At 69.9% G+C, this 24,405-nt stretch carries 18 protein-coding genes; 11 read left to right on the forward strand and 7 right to left on the reverse strand.

Features of this window, described 5'->3' with window-relative positions:
- Positions 1-12 precede the first annotated feature (12 nt).
- From G3A44_RS14795 to G3A44_RS14820, 6 genes are read left to right on the forward strand one after another with little or no spacing between them, the layout of a single operon-like run.
- Positions 13-1,506 carry an efflux transporter outer membrane subunit gene (locus G3A44_RS14795; RefSeq protein WP_163458350.1) on the forward strand — a complete coding sequence of 498 codons (1,494 nt, stop codon included), beginning with the start codon at positions 13-15 and terminating at the stop codon, positions 1,504-1,506.
- Positions 1,503-2,639, forward strand: coding sequence for an efflux RND transporter periplasmic adaptor subunit (locus G3A44_RS14800; protein WP_163458352.1), 1,137 nt, complete (start codon positions 1,503-1,505; stop codon positions 2,637-2,639). Before G3A44_RS14795 ends, G3A44_RS14800 begins: the two co-directional genes overlap by 4 nt.
- Entirely contained in the window at positions 2,639-5,725 is a 3,087-nt protein-coding gene (locus G3A44_RS14805) for an efflux RND transporter permease subunit (protein ID WP_163458354.1), read from the forward strand. Before G3A44_RS14800 ends, G3A44_RS14805 begins: the two co-directional genes overlap by 1 nt.
- Positions 5,715-6,401, forward strand: a complete 687-nt coding sequence (locus G3A44_RS14810; RefSeq protein ID WP_163458356.1) for a Rossmann-fold NAD(P)-binding domain-containing protein — start codon at positions 5,715-5,717, stop codon at positions 6,399-6,401. The genes G3A44_RS14805 and G3A44_RS14810 overlap by 11 nt, the downstream gene beginning before the upstream one ends.
- Positions 6,385-7,791, forward strand: coding sequence for an MFS transporter (locus tag G3A44_RS14815; protein ID WP_203561428.1), 1,407 nt, complete (start codon positions 6,385-6,387; stop codon positions 7,789-7,791). Before G3A44_RS14810 ends, G3A44_RS14815 begins: the two co-directional genes overlap by 17 nt.
- A 51-nt stretch (positions 7,792-7,842) precedes the next feature.
- Positions 7,843-8,385: a PaaI family thioesterase gene (locus tag G3A44_RS14820; RefSeq protein ID WP_163458358.1), complete on the forward strand. Its 543-nt coding sequence runs from the start codon at positions 7,843-7,845 to the stop codon at positions 8,383-8,385.
- Positions 8,386-8,392: 7 nt separating this feature from the next.
- Here G3A44_RS14820 and G3A44_RS14825 read toward each other — a convergent pair whose 3' ends face one another.
- The 7 genes from G3A44_RS14825 to G3A44_RS14855 all read right to left on the reverse strand — a co-directional run bounded on the left by G3A44_RS14825 (position 8,393) and on the right by G3A44_RS14855 (position 18,699).
- On the reverse strand, positions 8,393-10,051 hold the full coding sequence (locus G3A44_RS14825; protein WP_163458360.1) for a diguanylate cyclase: 1,659 nt from the start codon (positions 10,049-10,051) through the stop codon (positions 8,393-8,395).
- A gap of 374 nt (positions 10,052-10,425) precedes the next feature.
- Entirely contained in the window at positions 10,426-11,427 is a 1,002-nt protein-coding gene (locus tag G3A44_RS14830; RefSeq protein ID WP_163458362.1) for a Bug family tripartite tricarboxylate transporter substrate binding protein, read from the reverse strand.
- Between the two features lie 106 nt (positions 11,428-11,533).
- Positions 11,534-12,841 carry a CaiB/BaiF CoA transferase family protein gene (locus G3A44_RS14835; protein WP_163458364.1) on the reverse strand — a complete coding sequence of 436 codons (1,308 nt, stop codon included), beginning with the start codon at positions 12,839-12,841 and terminating at the stop codon, positions 11,534-11,536.
- Between the two features lie 3 nt (positions 12,842-12,844).
- Entirely contained in the window at positions 12,845-14,020 is a 1,176-nt protein-coding gene (locus G3A44_RS14840; RefSeq protein ID WP_163458366.1) for an acyl-CoA dehydrogenase family protein, read from the reverse strand.
- 15 nt (positions 14,021-14,035) lie between these two features.
- Positions 14,036-15,244, reverse strand: a complete 1,209-nt coding sequence (locus G3A44_RS14845; protein WP_163458369.1) for an acyl-CoA dehydrogenase family protein — start codon at positions 15,242-15,244, stop codon at positions 14,036-14,038.
- A 22-nt stretch (positions 15,245-15,266) separates the two neighbouring features.
- Positions 15,267-16,463, reverse strand: coding sequence for an acetyl-CoA C-acyltransferase (locus G3A44_RS14850; RefSeq protein ID WP_163458370.1), 1,197 nt, complete (start codon positions 16,461-16,463; stop codon positions 15,267-15,269).
- Positions 16,464-16,566: 103 nt separating this feature from the next.
- Entirely contained in the window at positions 16,567-18,699 is a 2,133-nt protein-coding gene (locus G3A44_RS14855; protein ID WP_163458372.1) for a 3-hydroxyacyl-CoA dehydrogenase NAD-binding domain-containing protein, read from the reverse strand.
- 130 nt (positions 18,700-18,829) lie between these two features.
- Between G3A44_RS14855 and G3A44_RS14860 the strand changes: the two genes are divergently transcribed.
- From G3A44_RS14860 to G3A44_RS14880, 5 genes are all read left to right on the forward strand, one after another.
- Positions 18,830-19,720 (forward strand): LysR family transcriptional regulator, encoded by an 891-nt coding sequence (locus tag G3A44_RS14860; protein WP_163458374.1) that lies wholly within the window; start codon positions 18,830-18,832, stop codon positions 19,718-19,720.
- A 243-nt stretch (positions 19,721-19,963) separates the two neighbouring features.
- The gene (locus tag G3A44_RS14865) at positions 19,964-21,022 is read left to right on the forward strand and encodes a hypothetical protein (RefSeq protein WP_163458376.1); all 1,059 of its coding nucleotides are present in this window, start codon (positions 19,964-19,966) and stop codon (positions 21,020-21,022) included.
- A gap of 450 nt (positions 21,023-21,472) precedes the next feature.
- Positions 21,473-22,462 (forward strand): Bug family tripartite tricarboxylate transporter substrate binding protein, encoded by a 990-nt coding sequence (locus tag G3A44_RS14870; RefSeq protein ID WP_163458377.1) that lies wholly within the window; start codon positions 21,473-21,475, stop codon positions 22,460-22,462.
- A gap of 11 nt (positions 22,463-22,473) precedes the next feature.
- Positions 22,474-23,526, forward strand: a complete 1,053-nt coding sequence (locus G3A44_RS14875; protein WP_163458379.1) for a zinc-dependent alcohol dehydrogenase — start codon at positions 22,474-22,476, stop codon at positions 23,524-23,526.
- On the forward strand, positions 23,519-24,223 hold the full coding sequence (locus tag G3A44_RS14880; RefSeq protein WP_163458381.1) for a hypothetical protein: 705 nt from the start codon (positions 23,519-23,521) through the stop codon (positions 24,221-24,223). Before G3A44_RS14875 ends, G3A44_RS14880 begins: the two co-directional genes overlap by 8 nt.
- Positions 24,224-24,405 lie beyond the last annotated feature (182 nt).

Below are 24,405 nucleotides of genomic sequence, written 5' to 3' on the forward strand. Positions count from 1 at the left end.
ATTGGATCGCCCATGACCGCTTTGACGACAGGCCGGCGCCAGCGCGCCGCCCGTGTGCTCCGGCCGCTAGCCACCTTGACGGCGCTGGCGTGGCTGGCCGCCTGCGCCACCGCCCCACCTCAGGCCGAGGGCCCCGCCGCGCCTCCGGTGGCTTTGGCCCCCCGCTTTGCCCATGGCGGGCAGCCTGGGCTCGCCACCGCAGCCCTTGACGCCGATTGGTGGCGCGACCACGGCGATGCCACCCTGGCAGCGCTGGTGGACGAGGCCCTGCGCACCAACCAAGACATCGCCATGGCCCAGCAGCGCGTGGCCCAAGCCCGCGCCGGGCTGTCAGCACAGGCCTCACGGTTGTGGCCCACGGTGGGCGTGCAGGCGGCGGTGTCGCGCAGCGACAGCGGCTTGCCTGCCGCCGTCAAGCAAGGGGTGCCGGACACGCGGGCCGCCGTGGTCGGCGTGGACCTGGCCTGGGAGATTGACTTGGCCGGCGGCGTGCGTGCCGCGCGCGACGCGGCACAGGCCGATGCCTGGGCCGCAGCGGCCGGGGTGAACGGCGCACGCCTGCTGGTGGCCAGTGAAGTGGGGCGGCTGTACTTTGTGCTGCGCGGGGCGCAGGAGCAGCTGCGCATCGTCCAGGCGCTGGTCGACTCCCAGCACCAGACGGCGGACCGGGTGGCCACCCGCCAGCGCGAAGGCCTGGCCAGCGCCCTGGACCTGGACCGCGCCCTGGCCGAGGTGGATGCGCTGCGGGCCCAGTTGCCGCCCTTGCGCACCCTGGTGGGCGTGGCCCAGACCCAGCTGGCGGTGCTGCTGGGGCGCAGCCCGTCCACACCGGTGGTGGATGTCGAGACGGCGTTCGCCTGGCCGGCAGCACAGGACATCCCGCCCGGCCAACCGGGCGACCTGCTGCGGCGGCGCCCCGACCTGATCGCCGCCGAAGCCCGCGTCAGCGCTGAAGGCCTGCGCAGTGACGAGGCGCGGGCCCAGTGGTGGCCCAAGCTGTTCGTCAACGCGCTGCTGGGCCAGCAGGACCTGCGGCTCAATGCCCTGGACCTGTCGCCGGTGCGGTTTACAAATGTGGCGCTGGCCTTCTCCGCGCCGCTGTTCAACGCCGGCCGCATCGAAGCAGGTGTGCAAGCCCAGGCGGCACGCACTGACGAGGCCCTGCTGGCTTGGCAAAAGTCCATCCTCGTGGCGGTGCAGGAGGTGGAGAGCAGCTTGCTCGTTCGCCAGCAGCAGGCCGCCCGCGCGGTGGCGCTGGGGCAGAACGTGGCGCATCGCCGCCGCTCGCTGAAACGCGCCGAATCGCTGCAGCGCGAAGGTCAGATCGACGCCTTGACGCTGTTGGACGTGCAGCGCTCGGTGCTGGCCAGCGAACTCGCGTTGTCAGACAGCCGGCTGCAGCAGGCCCTGGCCGACGTTCAGCTCTACAAGGCGCTCGGGGGGGGCCTGCCGGCCGCGACCGCCGACGCTGCCCCTGTTTCTCTTGCCGCAAGGACGCCAAAGTGAACCGGACATCCCTCATCGTGTCGCTGGTGGGCGCTGCCGCCGCCAGCCTGCTCTCGGCCTGCAGTGAACCCGCCGCAACGGTGGCAGCCGTGCGGCCGGTCTTCGTCACCACGGTTTTGCCCGCTGCGGCGGCCCAGGCCCGCACCTTCAGCGCGGTGGTGCGACCGCGCGTGGAGAGTGAACTCGCCTTTCGCACCGGTGGCAAGGTGATCGAGCGGCTGGTCGACGTGGGCGACCTGGTGAAGGCCGGGCAGGTGCTGGCCCGGCTCGACCCAGCCGACTACCAACTGGCGGTGCAGGCCGCCGCAGACCAGCTACAGGCCGCCACCGTGGACGCCCAACAGGCGGCGGCTGACACGGCCCGCTTCGCCCGCCTGCTGCCCGACGGCTCGGTGGGTGCGGCGGACCATGAACGTCAAAAGGCCCGGGCGGACGCGGCGGCGGCACGCTTGGAGCAGGCCCGGCGCCAACTGGACCTGGCCCGCAACCGCGAGGGCTATGCCGCCCTGGTGGCACCCTACGCCGGCGTGGTGACGGCGACTCGGCTGGAGCGCGGCCAGGTGGTGCCCGAAGGGCAGCCGGTGCTGAGCCTGGCCCAAGCGGGCGAGCGCGAGGTGGTGGTGGACCTGCCCGAGGACTGGGTGGGGCGGGCCCGCAGCCTGGTGGCCACCGCTGCGCCCTGGGATTCGCCCCAAACCGAATGGCGCCTGACCCTGCGCGAGCTGGCCCCCCAGGCCAACGCACCGGGCCGCACCTACCGCGCTCGCTACGCGGCCACCGGGCCTTCTCGCGCAGCCCTCGCTGCCCTGCCCTTGGGCAGCACGGTGCAGTTGACCTTGTCGGCGCCCGCAGGCGGGCCGGCGCTTGTCACGCTACCGGTCAGCGCGCTCCTCAAGGGCAGTGGGCAGGAAGGCGTCTGGGTGCTGAACCCGCAGGGCGACGGCCTGGTGTTCAAGCCGGTGCAGGTCGTGGCGGTCGATGCGGCTTCGGTCCGGGTGACGGGCCTGGCCGAAGGCCAACGCGTCGTCAGCGTGGGCGCCCAGAAGCTGGACGCCGGTCTGATCGTGCGGCCCCTTGAGCGCGGCCCACAGGCCGGCATGGCCGCCACGACGACCGGGAAGGCAGGCTCCTGATGAAGCGCCTCAACCTTTCTGAATGGGCGGTCACGCACCAGCCGCTGGTGCTGTTCCTCATCATCGTGACGCTGGTGGTCGGGGTGTTCTCATTCAACCGCCTGGGCCGCCTGGAAGACCCCACCTTCGAGGTGCCGCAGATGACGGCCATCGTCGCCTGGCCCGGGGCCACCGCGCAGGAGGTGCAAGACCAGGTGCTCAACCGCATCGAGCGCAAGCTGCAGGAGCTGGACCAATTCGACTATGTGCGCAGCTTTGCCCGCCAAGGCTATGGCGGCATCACCCTGTGGATGAAGGGCGGCAGCACCAAGGCCCAGCTGGACGAAGCGTGGTACCAAGTGCGCAAGAAGATGGGCGACATCCGCCAGGAACTGCCCGAAGGTGTGCGCGGCCCCTTCTTCAACGACGAATACAGCGAGCGCTACAGCATGCTCTACGCCCTGAGCGCGCCTGAGCTCAGCATGGCCGAGTTGCTGGACGTGACCGAGGGTGTGAAACGCCAGCTGCAAAGCGTGCCCGGCGCCGGCAAGGTGGACGTGCTGGGCAAGCAGGCCGAGAAGGTCTATGTGGAGGTCTCCACCCGCCGGCTGGCGGCGCTGGGCCTGCCCCCGTCAGCCGTCATGGAGGCGCTGGCCCGCCAGAACCTGATGGCCCCAGCGGGCTCTGCCGATACACCACACGACCGTGTGCAGGTGCGGGTGGACGGCCGCCTGCACAGCCTGGCCGACGTGCAGAACGTGACGCTGGACGTGGGCGGGCACGTGCTGCGCCTGGCCGATGTGGCCAGCGTGCGCTCTGGGTATGAGGATCCCCCCAGCCTGACCATCCGCCACAACGGCGTGCCGGTGCTGGCCATCGGTGTGTCGATGAAGGGCAACGGCAACGTGACCGCCTTTGGCCAGGCGATGGAGGCGCGTCTGGCGCAGATTCGGCAGACGCTGCCGGCGGGGGTGGAGATCCAGCAGTACGCAGACCAGCCGCGTGTGGTGGCCGCCTCGATCTGGGAGTTTGAGCGTGCCTTTCTGGAGGCCCTGGCCATCGTGCTGGCCGTGTCCTTTGTCTTCCTGGGCTGGCGCACGGGCATTGTGGTGGCAGCCTCGGTGCCGCTGGTGCTGGGACTGGTCGCGGCCGTGATGCTGGCGGCGGGCTGGAGCCTGGACCGCATCTCGCTGGGCGCGCTCATCATCGCCCTGGGCCTGCTGGTGGACGACGCGATCATCGCGGTGGAAATGATGGTGGTGAAGCTGGAGCAAGGCGTGGGCCGCCTGCAGGCCGCCACCCACGCCTACACCACCACGGCGTTCCCGATGCTCACGGGTACGCTGGTCACGGCCGCCGGCTTCATGCCAGTGGGCTTTGCCAAGTCCATTGCCGGGCAGTACGCCGGGGGCATCTTCTGGGTGGTGGGCGTGGCGCTGATCCTGTCCTGGTTGGTAGCCGTGGTCTTCACACCCTACCTGGGGGTCAAGCTGCTGCCCAAGCACCTGGGCCACGGCCAGCACCATGACGTGTACGACCGGCCCATCTACCACCGGCTGCGCCGTGTGGTGGACTGGGCGGTGCAGCGCCGCTGGGTGGTGCTGGCCGCAACCGTGAGCCTGCTGGGCGCTGCCGGGGCCGGCATGACGTTGGTGCAGCAACAGTTCTTCCCCACGGCAGCCCGCCCGGAGCTGCTGGTGGAGTTGCGCCTGCGCGAAGGCGCCTCGTTTGCGGCCACCGAGCAGCAGGTCAAGAAGCTGGAGACCATCCTGAAGCAGGATGAAGAAGTTGAGTTCTTCACCGCCTACACCGGGGCCGGCACGCCCATCTTCTACCTGTCCATCCAGCCCGAGCTGCCCAACCCTGGCTTTGCGCAGGTGGTGGTCAAGACGGCCGGCATTGAGCAGCGTGAACGGGTGCGGGCCCGCCTGATGACTCTCTTCGCCCAGGACGAGGCCCTGCCTGATGTGCGGGCACGGGTGACCCGCCTGGAATTTGGGCCGCCGGTGGGCTTTCCGGTGCAGTTCCGCGTCACCGGGCCCGACCCGGCCGTGGTGCGCGACATCGCCTACCGCGTGCGTGACACCGTGCGCCAAAGCCCGCTGGTGCGCGACACGCAGCTCGACTGGAACGAGCAGGTGCGCTCGGTCAAGGTGCATCTTGACCAGGACAAGGCGCGTCAGCTGGGCCTGAGCAACGCCGACATCCAGGGCCTGGTGCAGACCACGCTGGACGGCGCGCCGGTGACGCAGATCCGCCGTGGCGAGGAACTGGTGGACGTGGTGGTGCGGGCCACGCCCGAGGAGCGCCGTGGCATCGGCCAACTCGGCGACCTGCAGGTCTTCACCCGCAGCGGCGTGACGGTGCCGCTGTCGCAGATCGCCCGCATCGAGCCCACTTTCGAGGAGCCGGTGCTGTGGCGCCGCAACCGCGACATGGTGCTGACCGTGCGCAGTGACCTGGCCGATGGCGTGCAAGGTCCCTACGCCACCGAGCAGATCCGCCCCGCGTTGCGCCCCATCGTGGACAGCCTGCCGGCCGGCTACCGCATCGAGGAAGGCGGCGCCATCGAGGAGAGCGACAAGGCCAATGTCGCGCTGTTCGCGGTTTTCCCAGCGATGTTTGCGGTGACGCTGACGCTGCTGATGATCCAGCTGCAGAGCTTCTCGCGCCTGTTCATGGTGTTCATGACCGGGCCGCTGGCCATCATCGGCGTGGTGCCGGCTTTGCTGGCCTTTCAAGCACCGTTCGGCTTCGTGGCGCTGCTCGGCGTGATCGCGCTGGGCGGGATGATCATGCGCAACTCGATCATCTTGGTGGACCAGATCGACCAAGACATTGCGCGCGGCGTGGCTGCCTGGACAGCCATTGTCGAGGCCACCGTCAGGCGCTCGCGCCCCGTGGTGCTGACGGCGGCGGCGGCCGTGCTGGCCATGATCCCGCTCACGCGCAGCGTGTTCTGGGGCCCCATGGCGATCGCCATCATGGGCGGCCTGGTGCTGGCCACGGCGCTCACGCTGGTGTTCGTGCCGGCGTTGTATGCGGCGTGGTTCCGGGTGCGGCGCGACCCTCTGGCGCCGGTGGCCGGAGGTTCGCATGGCACTTGAGGAGTCGGTGGCGCTGGTGATCGGTGCCGATGATGCGGTTGGCGCCGCGATCGCACGAGGCCTGCTCGCGCGCAAGGTGGCCAAGCTGTATGTGATGTCAGCCGATCCGGGCGGCCAACCCTGGCTCCCCGGCGCGGTGGAGATCGTGGGCACGCTGACAAGGCGCGGGGATGCCCAGCAGCTTGCCCGCCAGTTGACCGACGTGACGCTGCTCATCTGCTGCACCGTCGCCACCGGGCCCTCAAACGCTGGCCCCACGGCATCCGTGCCGCTGCCGTCGGTGCCTGCCTTTGAAGCGGATTTCGCACTCCCACTGATCGAGGCATTCGCCTCGGTGCTGGCGGCTCAGGGCGGCGGCACCGTGGTGAACGTGGTGTCCATGCCATGCGCGGATCGCCCGCTCTGGGTTGACCATCCACCCGATGGCCTGGAGGCCACGGCGTACGGCCGGCGGGCGGACTCCCTGCGGGCACGATTGGCCGCACAAGGGACGCAGCTGCTGACATGGCAAGCGCAGTTGGGGCTTGGCAGCAGGGAACAGCAGTTGATGGACCACAGCGCGCTGGCCCGGCACCTGGCGGCGAAGGTGCTCGCCCGGCTGGACGCCGACGCCCAGCCCACCGAACCACCCACCCCCACAGCAAACTGGAGAAATCGGATTGAACGCCGCAACTGAACTCGACCGGCAACGCCAGCCCGAAGCGACGGCCTCCGCTTGGCCCGTGTTTCTTGTCGCCAGCGTGGCGGTGTTTCTGGTCTCCCTCGACAGCACCGTGCTGTTCGCCGCGTTTGATGCGCTGCGCAGCGGGTTTGCGCACAGCAGCGCGGCGGACTTGTCCTGGGTGTTGAACGCCTACACCGTGGTGTATGCCGCCTTGCTGGTGCCGGCCGGCCGCTTGGCCGATGCCTGGGGGCGCAAGCGGGTCTTCCAGAGCGGTTTACTGTTGTTCTTGGCGGCTTCTGCAGCTTGCGGCGCTTCGCCCACGGTCGGGATGCTCGTGGGCGCCCGGGCGCTGCAGGCCGTGGGGGCGGCGCTGCTCACACCGGCTTCGCTGGCCTTGGTGCTGGGGGCGTTTCCGGCGGAGCGCCGGGCGGTGGTGGTCAGTCTGTGGGGTGCCGTGGGCGGATTGGCCGCCGCCCTGGGGCCCAGCCTGGGCTCGGCTGTCGTCGATGCCTGGGGCTGGCGCTGGGCCTTTTACCTGAACCTTCCTTTGGGGCTGCTGGCCTGGTGGCTGGGGCGTGCGCGCCTGACCGAATGGCGCCAGGGCCAGGGCCGCGTGTCGCTTGACGGCGTGGGCATCGGTTTGCTGATCACCGGCGTGGGCGGGTTGGCGTTCGGCATCGTCGAGGCGGACGCGCGGGGTTGGGCGTCGCAGCTGGTGTGGGGCACCCTGGTGGCTGGCCTGGCGCTGCTGGCGGTGTTTGTGGTCTGGGCACGCCGCACCCCCGAGCCCGCCGTGGACCTGTCGCTGTTTGCGGACCCGACCTACCGCTTCGTCAACCTGGCCACGTTGAGTTTTGGCATCGCGTTTTCGATGATGTTTTTCGCGATGTTCTTTTTTCTGATGAAGGTCTGGCACTACAGCCTGCCGCTGGCGGGCTTGGCGGTGTCACCCGGTCCGTTGCTGGTGGTGCCGGTGGCCATGGTGGCGGGTCGCCTCGCGGCGCGTGTAGGGCATCGCCCTTTGCTGGTCGGTGGCAGCCTGCTTTATGCCTGCGCCGGCCTGTGGCTGCACGGCCGGGTGAGCCCGGCGCCGGACTTTCTGGGGGTGTGGCTGCCCGGGCTGTGCATGACCGGCACGGCGGTGGGCCTGGTGCTGCCCGCATTGAGCGCAGCGGCCGTCGCCCGTTTGCCGCCTGCGCGGTTTGGCGTGGGCAGTGCGGTCAACCAAGCGGTACGCCAAATGGGCAGTGTGTTGGGCGTGGCGGCCACCGTCGCCTTGGTCGGCAGCACGACGCCGCAGATCGCGGACTTTCAATCGTTGTACCTGGCCCATGTGGGCCTGGCGCTGGTGACCGGCTTGTTGTGCTTGCGCGTGGACACCCGACCCCCGGGGCGCCGCTGACGGAATCCCTGACCGGGCTGCCGCTGCGGCCCATGAACCCAAGGAGACGACATGGACATGAACAACGTGGTGGCCGAGTGGCAAGCCCAGGAGCAGGCGGTACGCGCCCGCTTGCGACCAGCCGATGCGCCACCGCCCCGCCTGCCCCTGGCTCAGCTGTCAGGCCTGCAGGTGCTGCAAGCCATTTTTGACGGCGAGCTGCCGCCCCCGCCGATGGGCAACACGCTGGACTTTGTGCCCATCCGCATGGCGCCGGGGCAGGCCATCTTTCAGGGGCGGCCGGCACGCCAGCACTACAACCCCATGGGCACGGTGCATGGCGGCTGGTTCGCCACGCTGCTGGACTCTGCCGTGGGCTGCGCGGTGCACACCACCCTGCCCGCTGGCAAGGGCTACACGACGCTGGAACTCAAGGTGAACTACCTGCGGCCCTTGACGGCTGCAGTGCCGCTGGTGCGCGCCGAGGGCCACATCATCCATGCCGGGCGCCAGGTCAGCACGGCCGAGGGCCGCATCGTCGGCCCCGACGGCCAGCTGTATGCCCACGCCACCACCACTTGCCTGGTGTTTGAGCTGCCGCCTGGGGGGCGCTGAAGCGTATTCAGCCCGTCCTGGTGACCGTTGGCGCCGAGTCCGGTGAGCCAACGGGCGAGGTCTGGCCACGCCGAAGGGTGTGACGTCCTGCCTGCTTGCCGGCGTACATGGCCATGTCGGCAAGCTTCAGCAGTTCGTCGGCATCGTGGCCGTCATGGGGGGACAGGGAAAAGCCAATCGTCAGCCCCACCCTGCAGGACTGGCCCTTCACCGGGAACGGTTCCAGAAAGGCCTCCAACAGCTTGTGCCCGATGCCCTGGGCCTCGGTCTCGGCGTCGCCGCCCAGGCTGCCGGCCACGATGACGAACTCGTCGCCGCCCAGGCGGGCCACCACATCGGACTGGCGCACGGTGCGCTTCAGGCGCTCAGCCACCAGCGTCAGCAGTTCGTCGCCCGCCTCATGGCCCAGGCGGTCGTTCACGGGCTTGAAGCCATCCAGGTCCAGCAGGTAGACCGCCACCCCATGGGGCCGCTCGCGGTGGGAGAAGCCCTGGCACAGGGCCCGCGCCAACGCCTCGCTCAGGCCACGGCGGTTCAGCAAGCCCGTGAGGGCGTCGGTGTGGGCCAGCCTGTGCAAAGTCCGTCGTTCCACCTCCGCGCGCTCGGCGGTCCGGCGCAAGCTGTCGGCATTCAGGCTCAAGACCCTCAGCCATGCCAGCATCTCCAGCACCAACGCCACCTGGAACAGGTGCATCGTCCAGACGTTGGCCGGGATGAAGCCGCGCACCAGACCGGCGATGCTGCAGGCGCCAAGCAAATACGCGGTCCAAGCCACCATCATGGTTCGGCCGACGGTATCGCCGCGCCGGGCCGTCCCAAGGGCCACGGGCAGGGCCAGCAGCATCAGGGTGGGGCCCAGCACGGTTGGCGCGATCTGGGTACCACGGTAGCCCAGCACACCCGTCACCGAAGCCACCAGCACCACGACCGCAACACCCAGGATGGCGTTGATCGCTGCGTGCAGGCGCGGGCTGTGCCGGGCAGAGTCCATCGACAGTTGGATGAAGCGCCCACTCGCCACGATCCCCAGCAACACCACGAGCGGGGCGAGCTTCATGCCCAGGGCGCTGGCCAACTGGTCGTGCCAGAGGTGCTGTTGCAGCAGCCCCCAGAAGGCCAGAAAAAACGTGGTGGAACAGGCCAGCCGCAGTGCGAACAGCCCAAACAGGGGGCTGCGCCAGTTCACCAGGCTGTAGGCCATCAAGGCCAGGGACAAGCCTGTCAGCAGCCCTTGCACGACCTGCCTTTGAAATTCCGCCGCGTAGAACACGCCCGGCTTGACGAGGGCCATGGGCAACAACATGGATGTCTCGGTGCGCACACGCAGGTAAAGCACGTAGGGCTTGCCGGGCAGCAGGCTCAGCGGTATGGCATGACTGCGCACGGCCAGTGGCCGTTCGGTGAAGGACAGGGTGGCGCCCATCCTCCAAGTTTTTACCGCCTCGTCCTCTCCCACCAGGTACGCATCGATCTGATGGAGTGAAGGGTGGTCGATGTTCAGAATCCAGTGACCGTCGCCCGAGTGCACCTGCAAGGGGATGCGCACCCAAACCGCGTCGGGGCGCGTGCCCAGGTTGGACGCTGGTGTCGCGGGGGGCGTAAAGCGCCTTGACTCGCGCAGCACTTCGGCCAGCGTCATCGGCGGCCCCGGCTCGGGCAAGATCATGACGACGGGCCACGCCTGCTGCAGAGGCCGTTGATCTTCCAGGTGCAGTGTGCTCAGAGCCTCAGGCTCTACGGTGGCCAGGGCGCCAGTTGCGGCTGTGGCGGCTGTGGCGGCAGGGGACCAGACACCCATGCCACACAGCAGCAGGCCCCACAGGACTGGGCGCAGCCACCACGCGGTGGTTGCGCCCAGCCAGCGGCCGCTCACGACGATCGCGACGGCTCGAGCAAGCGCAGTGGGCATGGGGGCGTGGACGGGTGAGGAAGACACAGGCCGAAAGGCGGCGACAACCACCCAACCTGAGGTCTATCGGTTTCCGGCTCGTCCACTTGAGCACGGGCAGGCGCGGCCCTGGCCCCGGCCTCGTGCCTGCGTCAATCCAGCTTGGCGCCCGAGACCTTGACCACCCGCTCCCACACCCCGGCGTCTTGTTTGAACTGGGCGGCAAAGCGCTCAGGGCTGCTGCCCACGGTGATGAAGCCCATTTGTGCGATGCGCTCGCGCATGTCGGGCTGGGCCAAGATGGCTTGCATCTCGGTGGCCAAGCGGTTCACCACCTCGGGCGGGGTTTTGGCCGGGGCGCTCATGCCCAGCCAGCCAGTGACTTGGAAGACCTCGTCCTTGATGCCCTGCTCGGCCATGGTGCTGAGTTTGGGCAGCGCGTCCATGCGCTGGGTGCCGGTCACGGCCAGGGCTTTCAGGCGGCCCGATTCAATGAAGGGCCGGGCGGACTGCAGGCTGGCAAAGGCCATGTGCAGCTGGCCGCCCACCAAGTCTTGGAGCATGGGCGCTTCGCCCTTGTAGGGCACATGGCTCATGTCGGCCTTGAGCTTGTCTGAGAGCCAGGCGCCAGCCAGGTGGGCATACGAGCCCATGCCCCAAGAGCCATAGGTCACCTTGCCTTTGTTCTGCTCGATGTGGGCCAGCAGATCGGGCGCGTTGTTGAAGGGCATCTTGGGGTTCACCAAGAGCACCACCGGCGCCAGCGCGATCTGGGTGATCAGGGCTTGGTCCTTTTGCGGGTTGTAGGGCAGTTTTTCGTAGAGGAACTGGTTGATGAGCATGGTGGTGCCCAGGGAGACCAGCACGGTATAGCCATCGGCCGGGGACTTGAGCGCCTGGTCGGTGCCGGTGACGCCGCCGGCGCCGCCCCGGTTCTCTACCACCACCGGCTGGCCCAGCCGGGCGGAGAGCTTTTCGCCCAGGGTGCGGGCGGTGATGTCGGTGGCGCCGCCGGCGGCGTAGGGCACGATGAACTTGATGGGCTTGGCGGGCCAGGTTTGGGCCTGGGCGGTGCCGGTCAGGCCCAGGGTGGACAGGGCGGCCAGGCTGGCCAGGGCGCCAGCCACGGTGCGGCGTTGCAGGTTCAAGTTCATGGAAAGGTCTCCGGTGGTCGTGTCGTCTGGGGGGAAAACGGGAGCGGCAGGGGGGACGGGCAGGTCGGGCCGGGGCGTTCAGTCGGGCAAGCTCAATCAGGCAAGCTCACTCCGGCAGGGTCAGCACGCCCTGGGCGCGCAGCGCCTCCAGCTGCGCGTCGCTCAGGTCCAGCAGGCGGTGGAGCAGTTCGCGCGTGCCTTCGCCCAGCGTGGGCGGGGCGCTGCGGATGGGCAGGCGCTGGCCGTTCAGCCGGTAGGGCGGTGCAAACACATGCGTGTGGCCGGCCACCGGGTGCGGCAGTTGCTGCACCAGCTGGCTGCGCTGGGTGCGTTCGCTGGTCAGGGCCTCGTGCAGGCCCGCCACCTGGCCGCAGGGGATGCCCTGGGCGTCCAGGCGCTCCAGCAACAGGGCGCGCGGCAGGCTGCGGATGACCTCGGTCACCAGGGGCAGCAGGCTCAGGCGGTGGCGGGCGCGCTCCACATTGGTGGCGTAGCGCGGGTCTTCCACGATGTCGGGCCGCTGCACCACGTGGCGGCAAAACTTCTCGAACTGATGGTTGGTGCCCACGGCGATGATGAGCGGGCCGTCGGCCGCCTCGAACAGGCCGTAAGGCACGATGGACGGGTGGGCGTTGCCGTAGCGCTGCGGATCGCGGCCCAGCAGCAGCGCGTCCAGGCCGTAGTAGCCGGTGACCATCAGGCCGCAGTCGTACAGGGCCAGCTCGATGAGCTGGCCCTGGGTTTTGGCGGGGTGGGTGGGGTCGGCCGCGTCCGCCACCCGGTCGCGGCGGAACAGCGCGGCCAGCACGGCCTGGGCGGCGTACATGCCGGTCATCATGTCCACCACGGCCACGCCAAATTTCAGCGGCGGCATGTCGGCCGCGCCATTGAGCGCCATCAAGCCGGCTTCACCCTGGATCACCAGGTCGTAGCCCGGGCGGCTGGCCTCGGGGCCGCTGCTGTCGTAACCGGCGATGGCGCAATAGATCAGGTCGGGCTTGAGGGCCTGGAGCTGCGCAAAGCCCAGGCCCAGCTTCTCGGCGCCGCCGGTCTTGAAATTGTGGATCACCACGTCCACCTGCGGCAGCAGCTGCTGCACGATGCGCAGGCCCTCGGGGCTTTGCAGGTCCAGCGTGAGGGACCGCTTGTTGCGGTTCATCGCACTGAAGTAGGTGGTCTCGGTCTGGCCGATGCGCTGGCCCCAGTCGCGGGTGTCGTCGCCCCGGCCGGGGTGCTCCACCTTGATGACCTCGGCACCGAAGTCGGCCAGCACCTGGCCGCACAGCGGGCCGGCAAACACGCGGGAGAGGTCCAGCACGCGCACGCCTTGCAGCGGCAGCGTTGGGTGCGCGGTGGGGTGCGCGGTGGGGTGCGCGGTGGGGTGCGCGTGGGGGTGAGAAGGCGTGTCGTGCATGGTTCAGGCCTCAACTTCGGCCGACTCGTGGGCCGGGGTGTCGGCCTCGGCCTGCGACAGCGCGATGAAGCGCGCCAGGTGGTGGTCTTCATCGCCAAACTGGTGGTCGATCATCACCAGGCGCTTGGCGTAGTGCGAGAGTGGCAGCTCCCAGGTCATGCCGATGCCGCCATGCAGTTGGATGCTCTCTTCGGCCACCAAAGTGCCGATGCGGCCCACGCTGAACTTGGCGGCGCACAGCGCCTTTTCGCGGCGAGGGCTTTCGGGCTCGTCAATGGCGGCGGCCGCGTTGATGACGGCCGAGCGGGCCTGCTCCACTTCCAGCAGCAGGTCGGCCATGCGGTGTTGCAGAGCCTGGAAGCTGCCGATGGGCACGCCGAACTGCTTGCGGGTGCGCAGGTACTCCAGCGTCTGGTCCTTGGCCACATCCATGGCGCCCAGACTTTCAGACGCCAAGGCCAGCAGCGCGTAGCCGTTCAGGCGCTGCAGCAGCGTCCCGCCCTGCCCTGCGGTACCCAGCAGTGCGTCGGCCCCCAGCTGCACGGCGTTCAAGCTGAGCTGCGCGGCGCGGCCGCCGTCGATGCGGCCGTGGCCGCGCTTGTCCAGCCCCGCCGCCGTACCCGGCACCAGGAACAGGCTGATGCCCTCGGCGTCCAGCGGGCCGCCCGCCGTGCGGGCCGAGACCAGCAGCAGGTCGGCCGAGTCGCCCAGCGGCACCACGCTCTTGGCGCCCTGCAGCCGCCAGCCCTGGGCGTTGCGGGTGGCGGTGGTGGCCACGCGGTTCAACTCATGGTGGCTGCCGGGCTCGTCGTGCGCCAGGGCGGCGGTCAGCTCACCGCTGATGAGGCCGGCCAGCGCCGCTTGCTGCGCTTCGGTGCCCGCCTCAATCAAGCCGCGCCCCACCAGCAGCGCGCCCAGCAGGGGCTCCACCACCAGGTGCCGGCCCAGGCACTCGAACACCACGCTCACATCAAAGCCGGCGCCGCCAAAGCCGCCATGGCTTTCCGGGAACAGCGCGCCGAGGGCCCCCAGCTCGGCCAGGCCGGCGTAGAGCGCGGGGCTGTAGCCCTGGGGGCCCTCGGCATGGTGGTGGCGGGCTTCGATGCCGTTGTGGTCGGCCAAGAAGCGGTTGAGCGAGTCCGCCAGCATGCGGCGGTCGTCGGTGTGCTGGAAGTTCATGTCAGCGTCCCTGCCTCACAGGCCCAGGATCATCTTGGAGATGATGTTTTTCTGGATTTCGTTGGAGCCGCCGAAGATCGACAGCTTGCGGTAGTTGAAGTAGCTGGGCGCGGCCGTGGCGGCCACCGTGGCCAGTTCGGGGTCGCCCAGCAGGGGCTCGTCAAAGCCCTCGTACTGCGCGGCCTCGATGAAGGCCAGGGCCTGCGGCCCCATGGCGCGGCGGATCAGCGAGAGGATCTCCTGCCGGATCTCGGTGCCACGGATCTTGAGCATGGAGCTTTCCGCGCCCGGCACGCCGCCGCCGGCGACGGCGGCGATCACGCGCAGGTTGGTGGTCTTCATGTTCTCCAGGTCAATTTCCACCCGGGCCATGCGGGCGGCGAACAGCGGGTCCTGGTTCAGTGGCCGGCCGTTGCACTGCACGCGCGCCGCAATCACCTTGAGCTTGGCCATCGCCGCGATGCAGAAGCCCACGCCGGCGATCCCAGTGCGCTCGTAGGTGAGCAGGTACTTGGCGTAGGTCCAGCCGGCGTTCTCCTCGCCCACCAGGTTCTCGGCGGGCACCTTCACGTCGGTGAAGAAGACCTCGTTGACCTCGCGGTCGCCGTCCAGCGTGCGGATGGGGCGCAGCTCCACGCCGGGGCTGTTCATGTCCACCAGCAGGAAGCTGATGCCGGCCTGGGCCTTGGCGGCGCGGTCGGTGCGCACCAGGCAGAAGATCATGTTGGCGTGCTGGCCCTGGGTGGTCCAGGTCTTCTGGCCGTTGACGAGGTAGTGGTCGCCTTGCCTGACGGCGGTGGTCTTCACCGAGGCGAGATCCGAGCCCGCGCCGGGCTCTGAGTAGCCCTGGCACCACCAGTCCGCACCACTCAGGATGCGCGGCAGCCAGTGGGCCTTCTGCTGCGCGTTGCCGTACTTGATGAGCACCGGGCCCAGCATGCTGACGCCAAAGGGCACGATGCGCGGGCCGCCGGCCAGGGCGCATTCGGTGTCGAAGATGAACTTCTCGACCGCGCCCCAGCCCGGGCCGCCGTGGGCCTGGGGCCAGTGGTAGGCCAGCCAGCCCTGGGCCTGGAGGATGGCGTGCCACTGCTCCTGATCGGCCTTGGACAGGCGCTGCCCGGCCTTGACCTGCTGGGCGATGCGCGCCGGCAGCTTGTCCTTCAGGAAGGCGCGCACGGTGTCGCGGAAAGCCAGTTCCTGCGGGGTGAATTGGAGGTCCATGAGCGGGGTTCCTGCGCTGGGGTCAGAAGATTTCGAACAGGCCGGCGGCGCCCATGCCACCGGCAATGCACATGGTCACCACGCCCCACTTCACGCGCTGGCCCTGGGCCTTGCGGCGCCGGCCTTCCAGCAGGAGGTGGCCGGCCAGGCGGGCGCCGGTCATGCCAAAGGGATGGCCAATGGCGATGGCGCCGCCGTCCACGTTCAGGCGTTCATCGGGAATGCCCAGGGTTTGTTGGCAATAGATGGCCTGGGAGGCGAAGGCCTCGTTCAGCTCCCACAGGTCGATGTCCTGCACCGTCAGGCCGTGGCGCTGCAGCAGCTTGGGCACGGCGTAGACCGGGCCGATGCCCATTTCATCGGGTTCACAACCGGCCACCGCCATGCCCCGGAAGGCGCCCAGCGGCTGCAGGCCCAGGCGCTCGGCCTCGGTGGCCTCCATCAGCACGCAGGCGCTGGCGCCGTCGGAGAGTTGCGAGGCATTGCCGGCGGTGATGAACTGCGCCGGGCCCTTCACCGGGGCCAGCTTGGCGAGTGACTCGTAGGTGGTGCCCACGCGGTTGCAGGTGTCGCGGTCCACCGTGGCTTCTTGCTGGGTGACGGCGCCGGTGGCCTTGTCGGTCACGGCCATGGGGGTGGTGACGGACACGATCTCCTCGGCATAACGGCCGGCGGCTTGCGCCTCGGCCACCTTGCGCTGGCTCTCCACCGAGAAGCGGTCTTGTGCCTCGCGGGAGATGCCGTAGCGGCGGGCCACCACATCGGCGGTGTCGATCATCTCCATGTAGAGCGCGGGCTTGTGGGCCACGATCCAGGGGTCCAGGCCGCTGGCACCGTCCTGGCGCGAGCGGATGCCCGAGATGCTCTCCACGCCGCCGGCAATCATGGCCGGCGCGCCATCCACCACGATGCGCCCCGCCGCGATGGCGATGGCCTGCAAGCCCGAGGCGCAGAAGCGGTTGACGGTGGTGCCGCCGATGCTGAGTGGCAAGCCGGCACGCACCACCGTCTGGCGGGCCACGTTGCGGCCGGTGATGCCTTCGGGGTAGCCGCAGCCGAGCACGGCGTCTTCGATCAGCGCGGGGTCGATGCCGGCGCGCGCCACGGCGGCCTTCACGGCAAAGCTGGCCAGCGTGGGCCCGGGGGTGATGTTGAACTCGCCGCGGTGCGACTTGACGAGCGGCGTGCGGGCGGTGGAGACGATGACGGCTTGGCGCATGGGGTGGCTTCTTTGGCAGGGAATTGGGGTGGCAGGCGGACGCGGCCCGGCCGCGCGGCCACGTCAGGCGTGACCGCGCAGGGCGCGTCGAGCGAGGGCGGTGTCAGTCCGCGGGGCGGTTCAAGCTGTCGAAGTTGCGGCCCTCGGCCACCAGCTGTTCCAGCAGCGGCGCGGGCTGCCAGAACAGCGGGTCTTCTTCGGCAAAGCGGCGCAAATCCGCCAGGATCTGGGGCAGACCCACGGTGTCGGCGTACTTCATGGGGCCGCCGCGGTGGCGCGGAAAGCCGTAGCCGTGGACGAAGGTGACGTCGATGTCCAACGGGCGCAGCGCGATGCCGTCGGCCAGCACCTTGGCGCCTTCGTTGACCATGGCCGCCAGGTAGCGGCTGAGGATCTCCTCGGGCGTGAAGGCGCGGGGCGTGATGCCCTTGCGGGTGCGCTCGGCGTCCACGATGGCCAGCACCTCGGGGTCGGGTTGGCCGGTGCGGGCGCCCTGCGGGTAGAGGTAGAAGCCGCGGCCGGTCTTCTGGCCAAACCAGCCACGCTCGCACAGGCGGTCGGCGATCTCCACGTAACGCGCACGGGGGTCACGCGTGGCGGCGCGGCGCTTGCGCGTGGCCCAGCCGATGTCACCACCGGCCAGGTCGGTCACCTGGCAGGGGCCCATGGGGTAGCCGAAGCTGCGCACGGCGGCGTCAATCTCATACGGGCTGGCGCCGTCCTCCATCAGGTGGTCGGCGGCCTGCTTGTAGGTGGCCAGGATGCGGTTGCCAATGAAACCGTCGCACACCCCCGCGCGCACCGGCACCTTCTTCAGGCGCTTGGCCAGCTCGAAAGCGGTGACCACCACGTCGGCGCTCACCCGGGCCGGCACCACGATCTCCAGCAGCTTCATGATGTTCGCCGGGCTGAAGAAATGCAGGCCGATCACATCCTGCGGGCGGCCGGTGGCGGCGGCGATGGCGTCGATGTCCAGGTAGGAGGTGTTGGTGGCCAGCACGGCGCCAGGTTGGCACACGGCGTCCAGCTGGCGGAACACGGCCTTCTTGACCTCCAGGTCCTCGAACACCGCCTCGATCACCAGGTCCACGTCCGCCACGTCGGCGTAGCGGGTGGTGGGGGTGAAGCGGGCCAGGGTGGCGGCTCTTTGCGCCTCGCTCAGGCGGCCCTTGGCGACCAGACCGTCATAGACCTTGCTCACGTTGGCCACGCCGCGGGCGATGGCTTCGTCATCACGCTCCACCATCACCACCGGCAGGCCGGCGTCGAGTGCCGCCACGGCGATGCCGGCGCCCATGGTGCCGCCGCCGATGACGGCCACGCGCGCCACCGGGCGCGGGGTGGCGCCACGCGCCTCGGGCACCTTGGCCACCTCACGCTCGGCAAAAAAGGCGTGGATCAGGCCGGCGCGCTGCGGGCTGTCGATGCAGGCCAGGAACAGGCGGCGCTCCAGCGCCATGCCCTCGGCAAAGGGCAGCGCCACCGCGGCGCGCACCGCTTCGATGATCTTCTGCGGCGAGAACAGGCCGCGGGACTTCTTCGCGGTGTCTTCGGCCAGCGCGTCCAGCGTGGCCAGGGCGGCGGCGGGCTCGGCCACGGCCAGATCGCAAACCCGGCGCACCGGGGCGCCCTGGGCCAGCAGTGCCTGGGTGTAAGCCAGGCCGGCGGCCAGGGGGCTGAGGGTCTCGTCGCCCACCAGCTGGTCGATCAAGCCGGCTTTGACGCCGGCGGCGGCGCTGATGGGCTTGCCGCTGAGCATCAGCTCGGCGGCGGCCTTCACGCCCATCAGGCGCGGGGCGCGCTGGGTGCCGCCGGCGCCGGGCATCAGGCCCAGCGCCACCTCGGGCAGGCCCAGCTGGGCGGCGGCGAAGGCCAGGCGGTAGTGGGCGCCCAGCGCCACCTCCAGCCCACCGCCCAGCGCCGCGCCCTGCAGGCAGGCCACCACCGGCTTGGTGCACGACTCGATGCGCTGGCACACGTCCGGCAGCGCCGGGGGCACCGGGGGCTTGCCGAACTCGCGGATGTCGGCCCCGGCGATGAAGGTCTTGCCCTCGCTGACGATCAGCACCGCCTGCACCTCGGGCGCGGCGTCGGCCTGCTCGATGGCGTCGAACAGGCCACGGCGCACGGCGGCGCTCAGGGCGTTGACGGGCGGGTTGTGGATCGTGACCACCCGCACGGGGCCGTGCTGGGCCGTGCTGACCTCTGGGGCGGGGGCCTGGGTGTCCTGGGCCATGTGTCGTCTCCTGGCGGTTCTTGTGGCGGCATGAACAGGGCACCGCCTTGGGGCCCATTCTTCTCACGGCCTCGTCTTTTTACAATCTCAAAACTTTCTGACGAACTGTCAAACCCGTTTTGACACCACCATGGACATCCAAGCCCTGAACCTGCTGGTGGAAATCATTGATTGCGGCAACCTGAGCCAGGTGGCACGCAAGCTGAAGATGACCCGCGCCAACGTCAGCTACCACCTGGCGCAGCTGGAGAAGCAGACCGGCGTGCAGCTGGTGCGCCGCACCACGCGGCGGGTGGAGCCCACCGAGCTGGGGCTGCGCCTGTACGAACACGGCCGCAACATCCAAAACGAGATGCGCGCGGCGCAGGAGACCATCACCAGCCTGGGCCAGGGCCTGCAGGGCCGCGTGGGCATCAGCGTGCCCAGCGGCTACGGGCAGATGGTCATGTCGCACTGGCTGATCGACTTCAAGGCCCTCTACCCCGGCATCGTGCTGGACGTGGTGTTTGAAAACCGGGTGGACAACCTGCGCGACGACGTGGACATCGCCGTGCGCATCCTGCCCGAGCCGCCACAGCAACTGGTGGCGCGCGACATGGGCACGGTGCGCTACCTGGCCTGCGCCGCCAAAACGTACGCCGACGCCCACGGCCTGCCCACCCAGCTGGCCGAACTGGCCACCCTGCCGGTGGTGACAGCCACCGTGGTGGGCCGCCCACTTTCGCTGCGCGGCTACCGGGGTGAACAGCGCGAAGAGGTGCAGCTGACCCCTACCCTCATCTCCGACCACTACCCCTTTTTGCGCCAGTGCGTCCTGGCCGGCCTGGGCCTGGGCCTGCTGCCCGACTACGTGGTCGACGACGTGATCGCCAGCGGCGAGGTGGTGACCACGCTGGACGACTACCGCTTGAGCATCTTCGGCACCCGCATGGTCATGCTGACCCTGCCCAACCGCCACCCCACCCGGGCGGTGCGCACCTGCATCGACTACCTGTTGGCGCGGGCCCAGCGTCCGGCTTAGCGGCGGGATGACTGCCCGGCGTCACCTGGCCCGCTGCGCCAAGGCGACGCGGGCCTGGGTCCCCTGACGCAAGGGGCACCCGCTGAAGAGCGGCCCCACGCCCCCATGAACTAGGGCCCCCACGGATTCCCCCTCTCCACAGGCCTAAGATCCGCCGCCCCCCAAAGAATGGGGGGCGCATGAGGCCGGTACGCCCACCGCCCCCGCGCCTCGGCATCTACCCACATTGACCAGGGATCCATCATGAAGAACTTTGCGCGGACGCTGGCGTCCGCCGGCCTGCTGCTTTGCGCCCTCGGCGCCCAAGCCCACTTCGTCTCCGGCGCAAACGGCTTTTTCTGGGACATCGACAATGCCAACGGCGTCATCGGCGACGGCACGAACGATGCCTATGACGGCGCGTACAGACTCTCGGTCAATGGCCAAGAGGTCGTGGCCGCAGGCACCGTCTCAGCCGACGGACGCACCCTCTACCTGGCCACCGAAATGGCCGGCCTGCGGGTGACACGCACGGTCTACGTGCCGACGGGCCTGCGGGTGAGCGGGGCGGACTACCTGCGTTATGTGGACTGTGTGGAAAACACCGGCACCTCCACGGTGGCGGGGGTCACGCTGGCCCTGCAAACCAACCTGGGCTCTGACGGTGGCACCCTCACCTACCCACTGCCCGCCGGGCTGCGTGGCGCCCTGGGCACCGATGACGGCGACGGCTTTGGCGACCCCAGCCTGGTCCACCTGTACGGCACCCACACGCAGGACATGACGCTCTCAGAAGACGCCCTGAGCTGGTCGTTCTTGACGCCGGCCGTCAAGGCAGGCAAGAAGTACTGCTACCGCACCTACGCCATCCAGGCCACCACCCGGGCCCTGGCCAGCGAACTGGCCCAGTCCCTGAGCAGCAACCCGGACGTGGACGGCATGACCGCCGTCGAGCGCAAGTCGCTGCAGAACGCCAGCGATTTCAGTGCCCAGCTGGAGGTGTTCCCGCCCCGCGGTGCAGTGCTGCCCGCGGGCACCAGCTTTGACGTGGCCACCATCATCTCGGCCCCGGCCAGCGTGCTGTCGGCCTACACCCTGAGCGCCAAGCTCAACGGGGTGGACGTGAGCGCTGCCTGCCGCAGCACGCAGGCGCTGGTGGACGCCAGCGGTGCCATCACGGGCCACGCGGTGCGCTGCACCGGCCTGTCCAGCCAGCTGGTGACCGGCACCAATGACATGGTCTTCCAGGTGCGCGCCGGCAAGGAGAGCGCCAAGGCCCACGTCTTCTGGCAGGTCCTGCCCGTGCAAAGCGCGGCGCGCTGAGGCGCGCGCGCCTTCGGGGCGACGCAAGCAGCAGCAGGGGCCCGCCGCACGCGGGCCTTTTTTTTTGTGGCGGCGGGGTCGGCCACGGCCAGATCCCGCACCCGGCGCACTGGGGCGTCGGGAGCCCGCGGCGCGCGGGTGTCGGCCAGAGACCGGCGGCCAAGGGGCTGAGGGTCTTGTCTTCCACCAACCGTTCGAGACCCGGGTGGAGCCCCTGCGCGACGACGTCGACATCGCCGTGCGCATCCTGCCCGGGCCGCCACCTCACCCGGGCGGTGCGCACCTGCATTGACGACCTGATGGCGCGGACCAAGACCCAAAGCCATACGTTTAACGTATGGATGACATATTTCATCAATCTTTGAAGTTCTGCTCCAGCCTTCGAACAATCCAGCCCTGATGCCCTGCCGTCGCGGGACATCAGGACCGACCTGTACGAAGGAGACAAGCATGTACACCCGCCGCCGCCACGGCCTGACCCGCCTGTTGGCCACCGCCCTGACCCTGGCCTGCGCCGCCCTGGCCCCCAGCGCCCACGCCGCCTGGCCTGACAAGCCCGTCAAGGTTATCGTGCCCTGCCCCGCCGGCTGCTCGCTGGACGGCATCGTGCGCACCCTGGCCGAGCCGTTGCGCGCCCGTTGGGGCCAGCCCCTGGTGGTGGAGAACCGCGCCGGCGCCGGCGGCACGCTGGGCATGGACGCCGTGGCCAAGGCCCCGGCCGACGGCCACACCCTGGGCATTGGCTTCAACGGTCCCATCGCCTTCGCGCCCTTCCTCTATAAGCGCCTGCCCTACCAGCCCGAACGTGACCTGCTGCCGGTGGTGCTGACCACCTCACAACCCAATGTGCTGGCCGTGCGTGCCGACCACCCCGCCCGCAGCCTGCCCGAGTTCCTGGCCTGGGCGCGCAAGGAAGGCAGCCGCCTGAGTTATGCCTCCGTCGGCAACGGCAGTTCCTCGCACCTGGCGGCCGAGTTGATGCTCAGCCAAATCGGGGTGGATGCGGTGCATGTGCCCTACAGCGGCTCCCCGCCAGCCGTCACCTCCTTGGCCGCAGGCGAGACGCAGATGCTCATCACCGTGGAGCCGCCCCTGATGCCCTTGATCCAGGGCGGCCGGGTACGCCTGCTGGCCACCACCGGCGCCAAGCGCATGGAGAGCCTGCCCCAGTTGCCCACCCTGGCCGAGTCCGGTCTGCCCGGCTTTGAGGCCCTGGCCTGGAATGGCCTGTTCGTGCCCGCCGGCACCCCGGCTGCGGTAGTGGAGCGCGTGAACGCCGACGTCAACGCCGTGCTGCAACAGCCCGCCGTGCGCGAAGCCCTGGCCAAGCAGGGCCTGGTGGTGGGCGGCGGCACGCCGGCCGCTTTCCGCGGCTTCATCCAGGACGAGTCCCGCAAGTGGGGCGCCGTCATCCGCAAGGTGGGCATCACCATCGACTGAAGCCCCACCCCATGCTCGCCCTTCAAAAGACCTCCCCCGCCCCGGGCCTGACGCTGGCCGACGTGGCGCCCCCCGGCCCGCCGGGCCCGGGCCAAGCCTTGGTGCAGGTGCTGGCCACCGGCATCTGCGGCAGTGACCTGCATGTGGACGACTGGACCCCCAGCTACCACTTCATCGCGCCGCGCCTGCCGGTGACGCTGGGCCATGAGTTTGTGGGCCGCGTGCACGGCGGCCGGCTGGACGGGCAGCGTGTGGTGGTGCGCCCCTCGGTGGTGTGCGGCACCTGCGCGGCCTGCACCGCCGGCCAGCCTGATGCCTGCGAGACCCGCACCGGCCTGGGCATGACCCGCCCTGGCGCCTTTGCCCCCTGGGTGCTGGTGCCCGAACGCAACTGCGTGCCCGTGCCCCCTGGCCTGCCCGACGCCCTGGCCACCCTGGCCGAGCCCCTGTCCATCGCCTGGCAGGCGCTGCAGGTGGCCGGGCCCGTGGCCGGCCAGCGGGTGCTGGTGATGGGCCCCGGCACCATTGGCCAAGGCGTGGCCCTGCTGGCCCGGCGTGCGGGCGCCGCCCAGGTGGTGGTGAGCGGCTTTGACGACGGCCCGCGCCTGCAGGCCCTGCGCGACATGGGTTTTGACGCCCTGGTGGACGTGGCCCGCCAGCCCCTGGCCGAGGCGGTGCACCCGCACACCGGCGGCGCGCCCTTTGACCTGGTGGTGGAGGCCACCGGCGTGCCCGCCACCATCACCCAGGCCCTGCCCTTGCTGCGTCGGCGCGGCGCGTTGGTGGTCACGGGCATCCACGCCACACCGCTGCCGCTGGACCTGACCACCCTGGTGCGGCGCGAGCAGCAGCTGCGCGGTTCCTTCCGCCCCCAGGAGGCGGCCTGGCCCGAGGTGCTGGCGTGGCTGGCCACCGAGGCCGAGACGCTGGCACCCATGGTCAGCCACGTGCTGCCCCTGGCCCGTGGGCTGGAGGGCTTTGCCCTGGCCCATGGGAAGCAGGCCACCAAGGTGGTGCTGTGCCCACCAGCCCCCACGGCGCCCGCGGAGCCCGCCCATGGCTGACGCGCCCTGCGCCGCCCTGCCGCCCGGCTGGGCGCCCATTGGCGCCGTGCTGGCCCTGTGGAACGACGTGGACCCCACGCGCCTGGCCGACTATGAGCACTGGCACCGCCACGAGCACGTGCCCGAGCGCTGCACCGTCCCTGGCCTGCACTGGGGCCTGCGCTGGGCACGGGCCGACGCCGCACGCGGCCCGCGCTTTTTCACCCTCTACGGCTTGCGCGACGCCGCCGTGTTGGACGAGCCCGCCTACCAGCGCCTGCTGCGCGAGCCCACCCCCGCCAGCCGCGCCATGCGCCCAGCCCTGCGCCAAGTCACCCGCTGGGTGTGCGCCGTGCCGGCAGAGCCGGTGGCCTTTGCCATGGCACAGGCCCAATTGGCCCGGCTGATGACGGCCCCCACCGTGGTCACTTGCGCCGACGAACCACACCCCACCCAACGGGCCCCTGGCACCGGCCTGTGGCTGGCACGCTTGCCCCAGGCAGCCCCGCTGCCCTGGTTGTCGGCCACACAGCAAGACCGCACGGCTGGAGCAGAAGCGGGGGCGGCCCGCGACACGGCGACACCCGTGGCTTGGCTGGGCCTGCTGACCGCCCCCGAAACCGTACCCGGCGCCCTGCGCGGCACAGCACTCACGGCCCAATGGCGGGCCTTGCCTGTGGGCCAACACGCTCAGGAGCCGGCCCGGTCCGGGCGATGACGGCGCGGGACTCAGGAGGAACCGGTCGCCAGGCAAGGGACCTGGCCGCCGCACCTCAGCGCCCGAAGAAGAACCGTCGATGCGCCCGGTCTGCCCGCCACCCACCCTGCGGCCCACGACCCCAGGCCGCCGCTTTCTGCAGCTGGCGGCCTGGGGCGGCGGCGCCAGCCACCCCGTCCACA

It is taken from the genome of Ideonella livida (assembly GCF_010499455.1).
Lineage (GTDB): Bacteria > Pseudomonadota > Gammaproteobacteria > Burkholderiales > Burkholderiaceae_C > Ideonella > Ideonella livida.

Coding starts and splice junctions, on each gene's coding strand:
- G3A44_RS14795 (WP_163458350.1), top strand. CDS start 13: ATGACCGCTTTGACGACAGGCCGGCGCCAGCGCGCCGCCCGTGTGCTC.
- G3A44_RS14805 (WP_163458354.1), top strand. CDS start 2,639: ATGAAGCGCCTCAACCTTTCTGAATGGGCGGTCACGCACCAGCCGCTG.
- G3A44_RS14810 (WP_163458356.1), top strand. CDS start 5,715: ATGGCACTTGAGGAGTCGGTGGCGCTGGTGATCGGTGCCGATGATGCG.
- G3A44_RS14820 (WP_163458358.1), top strand. CDS start 7,843: ATGGACATGAACAACGTGGTGGCCGAGTGGCAAGCCCAGGAGCAGGCG.
- G3A44_RS14825 (WP_163458360.1), bottom strand. CDS start 10,051: ATGATCTTGCCCGAGCCGGGGCCGCCGATGACGCTGGCCGAAGTGCTG.
- G3A44_RS14830 (WP_163458362.1), bottom strand. CDS start 11,427: ATGAACTTGAACCTGCAACGCCGCACCGTGGCTGGCGCCCTGGCCAGC.
- G3A44_RS14835 (WP_163458364.1), bottom strand. CDS start 12,841: ATGCACGACACGCCTTCTCACCCCCACGCGCACCCCACCGCGCACCCC.
- G3A44_RS14840 (WP_163458366.1), bottom strand. CDS start 14,020: ATGAACTTCCAGCACACCGACGACCGCCGCATGCTGGCGGACTCGCTC.
- G3A44_RS14845 (WP_163458369.1), bottom strand. CDS start 15,244: ATGGACCTCCAATTCACCCCGCAGGAACTGGCTTTCCGCGACACCGTG.
- G3A44_RS14850 (WP_163458370.1), bottom strand. CDS start 16,463: ATGCGCCAAGCCGTCATCGTCTCCACCGCCCGCACGCCGCTCGTCAAG.
- G3A44_RS14855 (WP_163458372.1), bottom strand. CDS start 18,699: ATGGCCCAGGACACCCAGGCCCCCGCCCCAGAGGTCAGCACGGCCCAG.
- G3A44_RS14860 (WP_163458374.1), top strand. CDS start 18,830: ATGGACATCCAAGCCCTGAACCTGCTGGTGGAAATCATTGATTGCGGC.
- G3A44_RS14865 (WP_163458376.1), top strand. CDS start 19,964: ATGAAGAACTTTGCGCGGACGCTGGCGTCCGCCGGCCTGCTGCTTTGC.
- G3A44_RS14870 (WP_163458377.1), top strand. CDS start 21,473: ATGTACACCCGCCGCCGCCACGGCCTGACCCGCCTGTTGGCCACCGCC.
- G3A44_RS14875 (WP_163458379.1), top strand. CDS start 22,474: ATGCTCGCCCTTCAAAAGACCTCCCCCGCCCCGGGCCTGACGCTGGCC.
- G3A44_RS14880 (WP_163458381.1), top strand. CDS start 23,519: ATGGCTGACGCGCCCTGCGCCGCCCTGCCGCCCGGCTGGGCGCCCATT.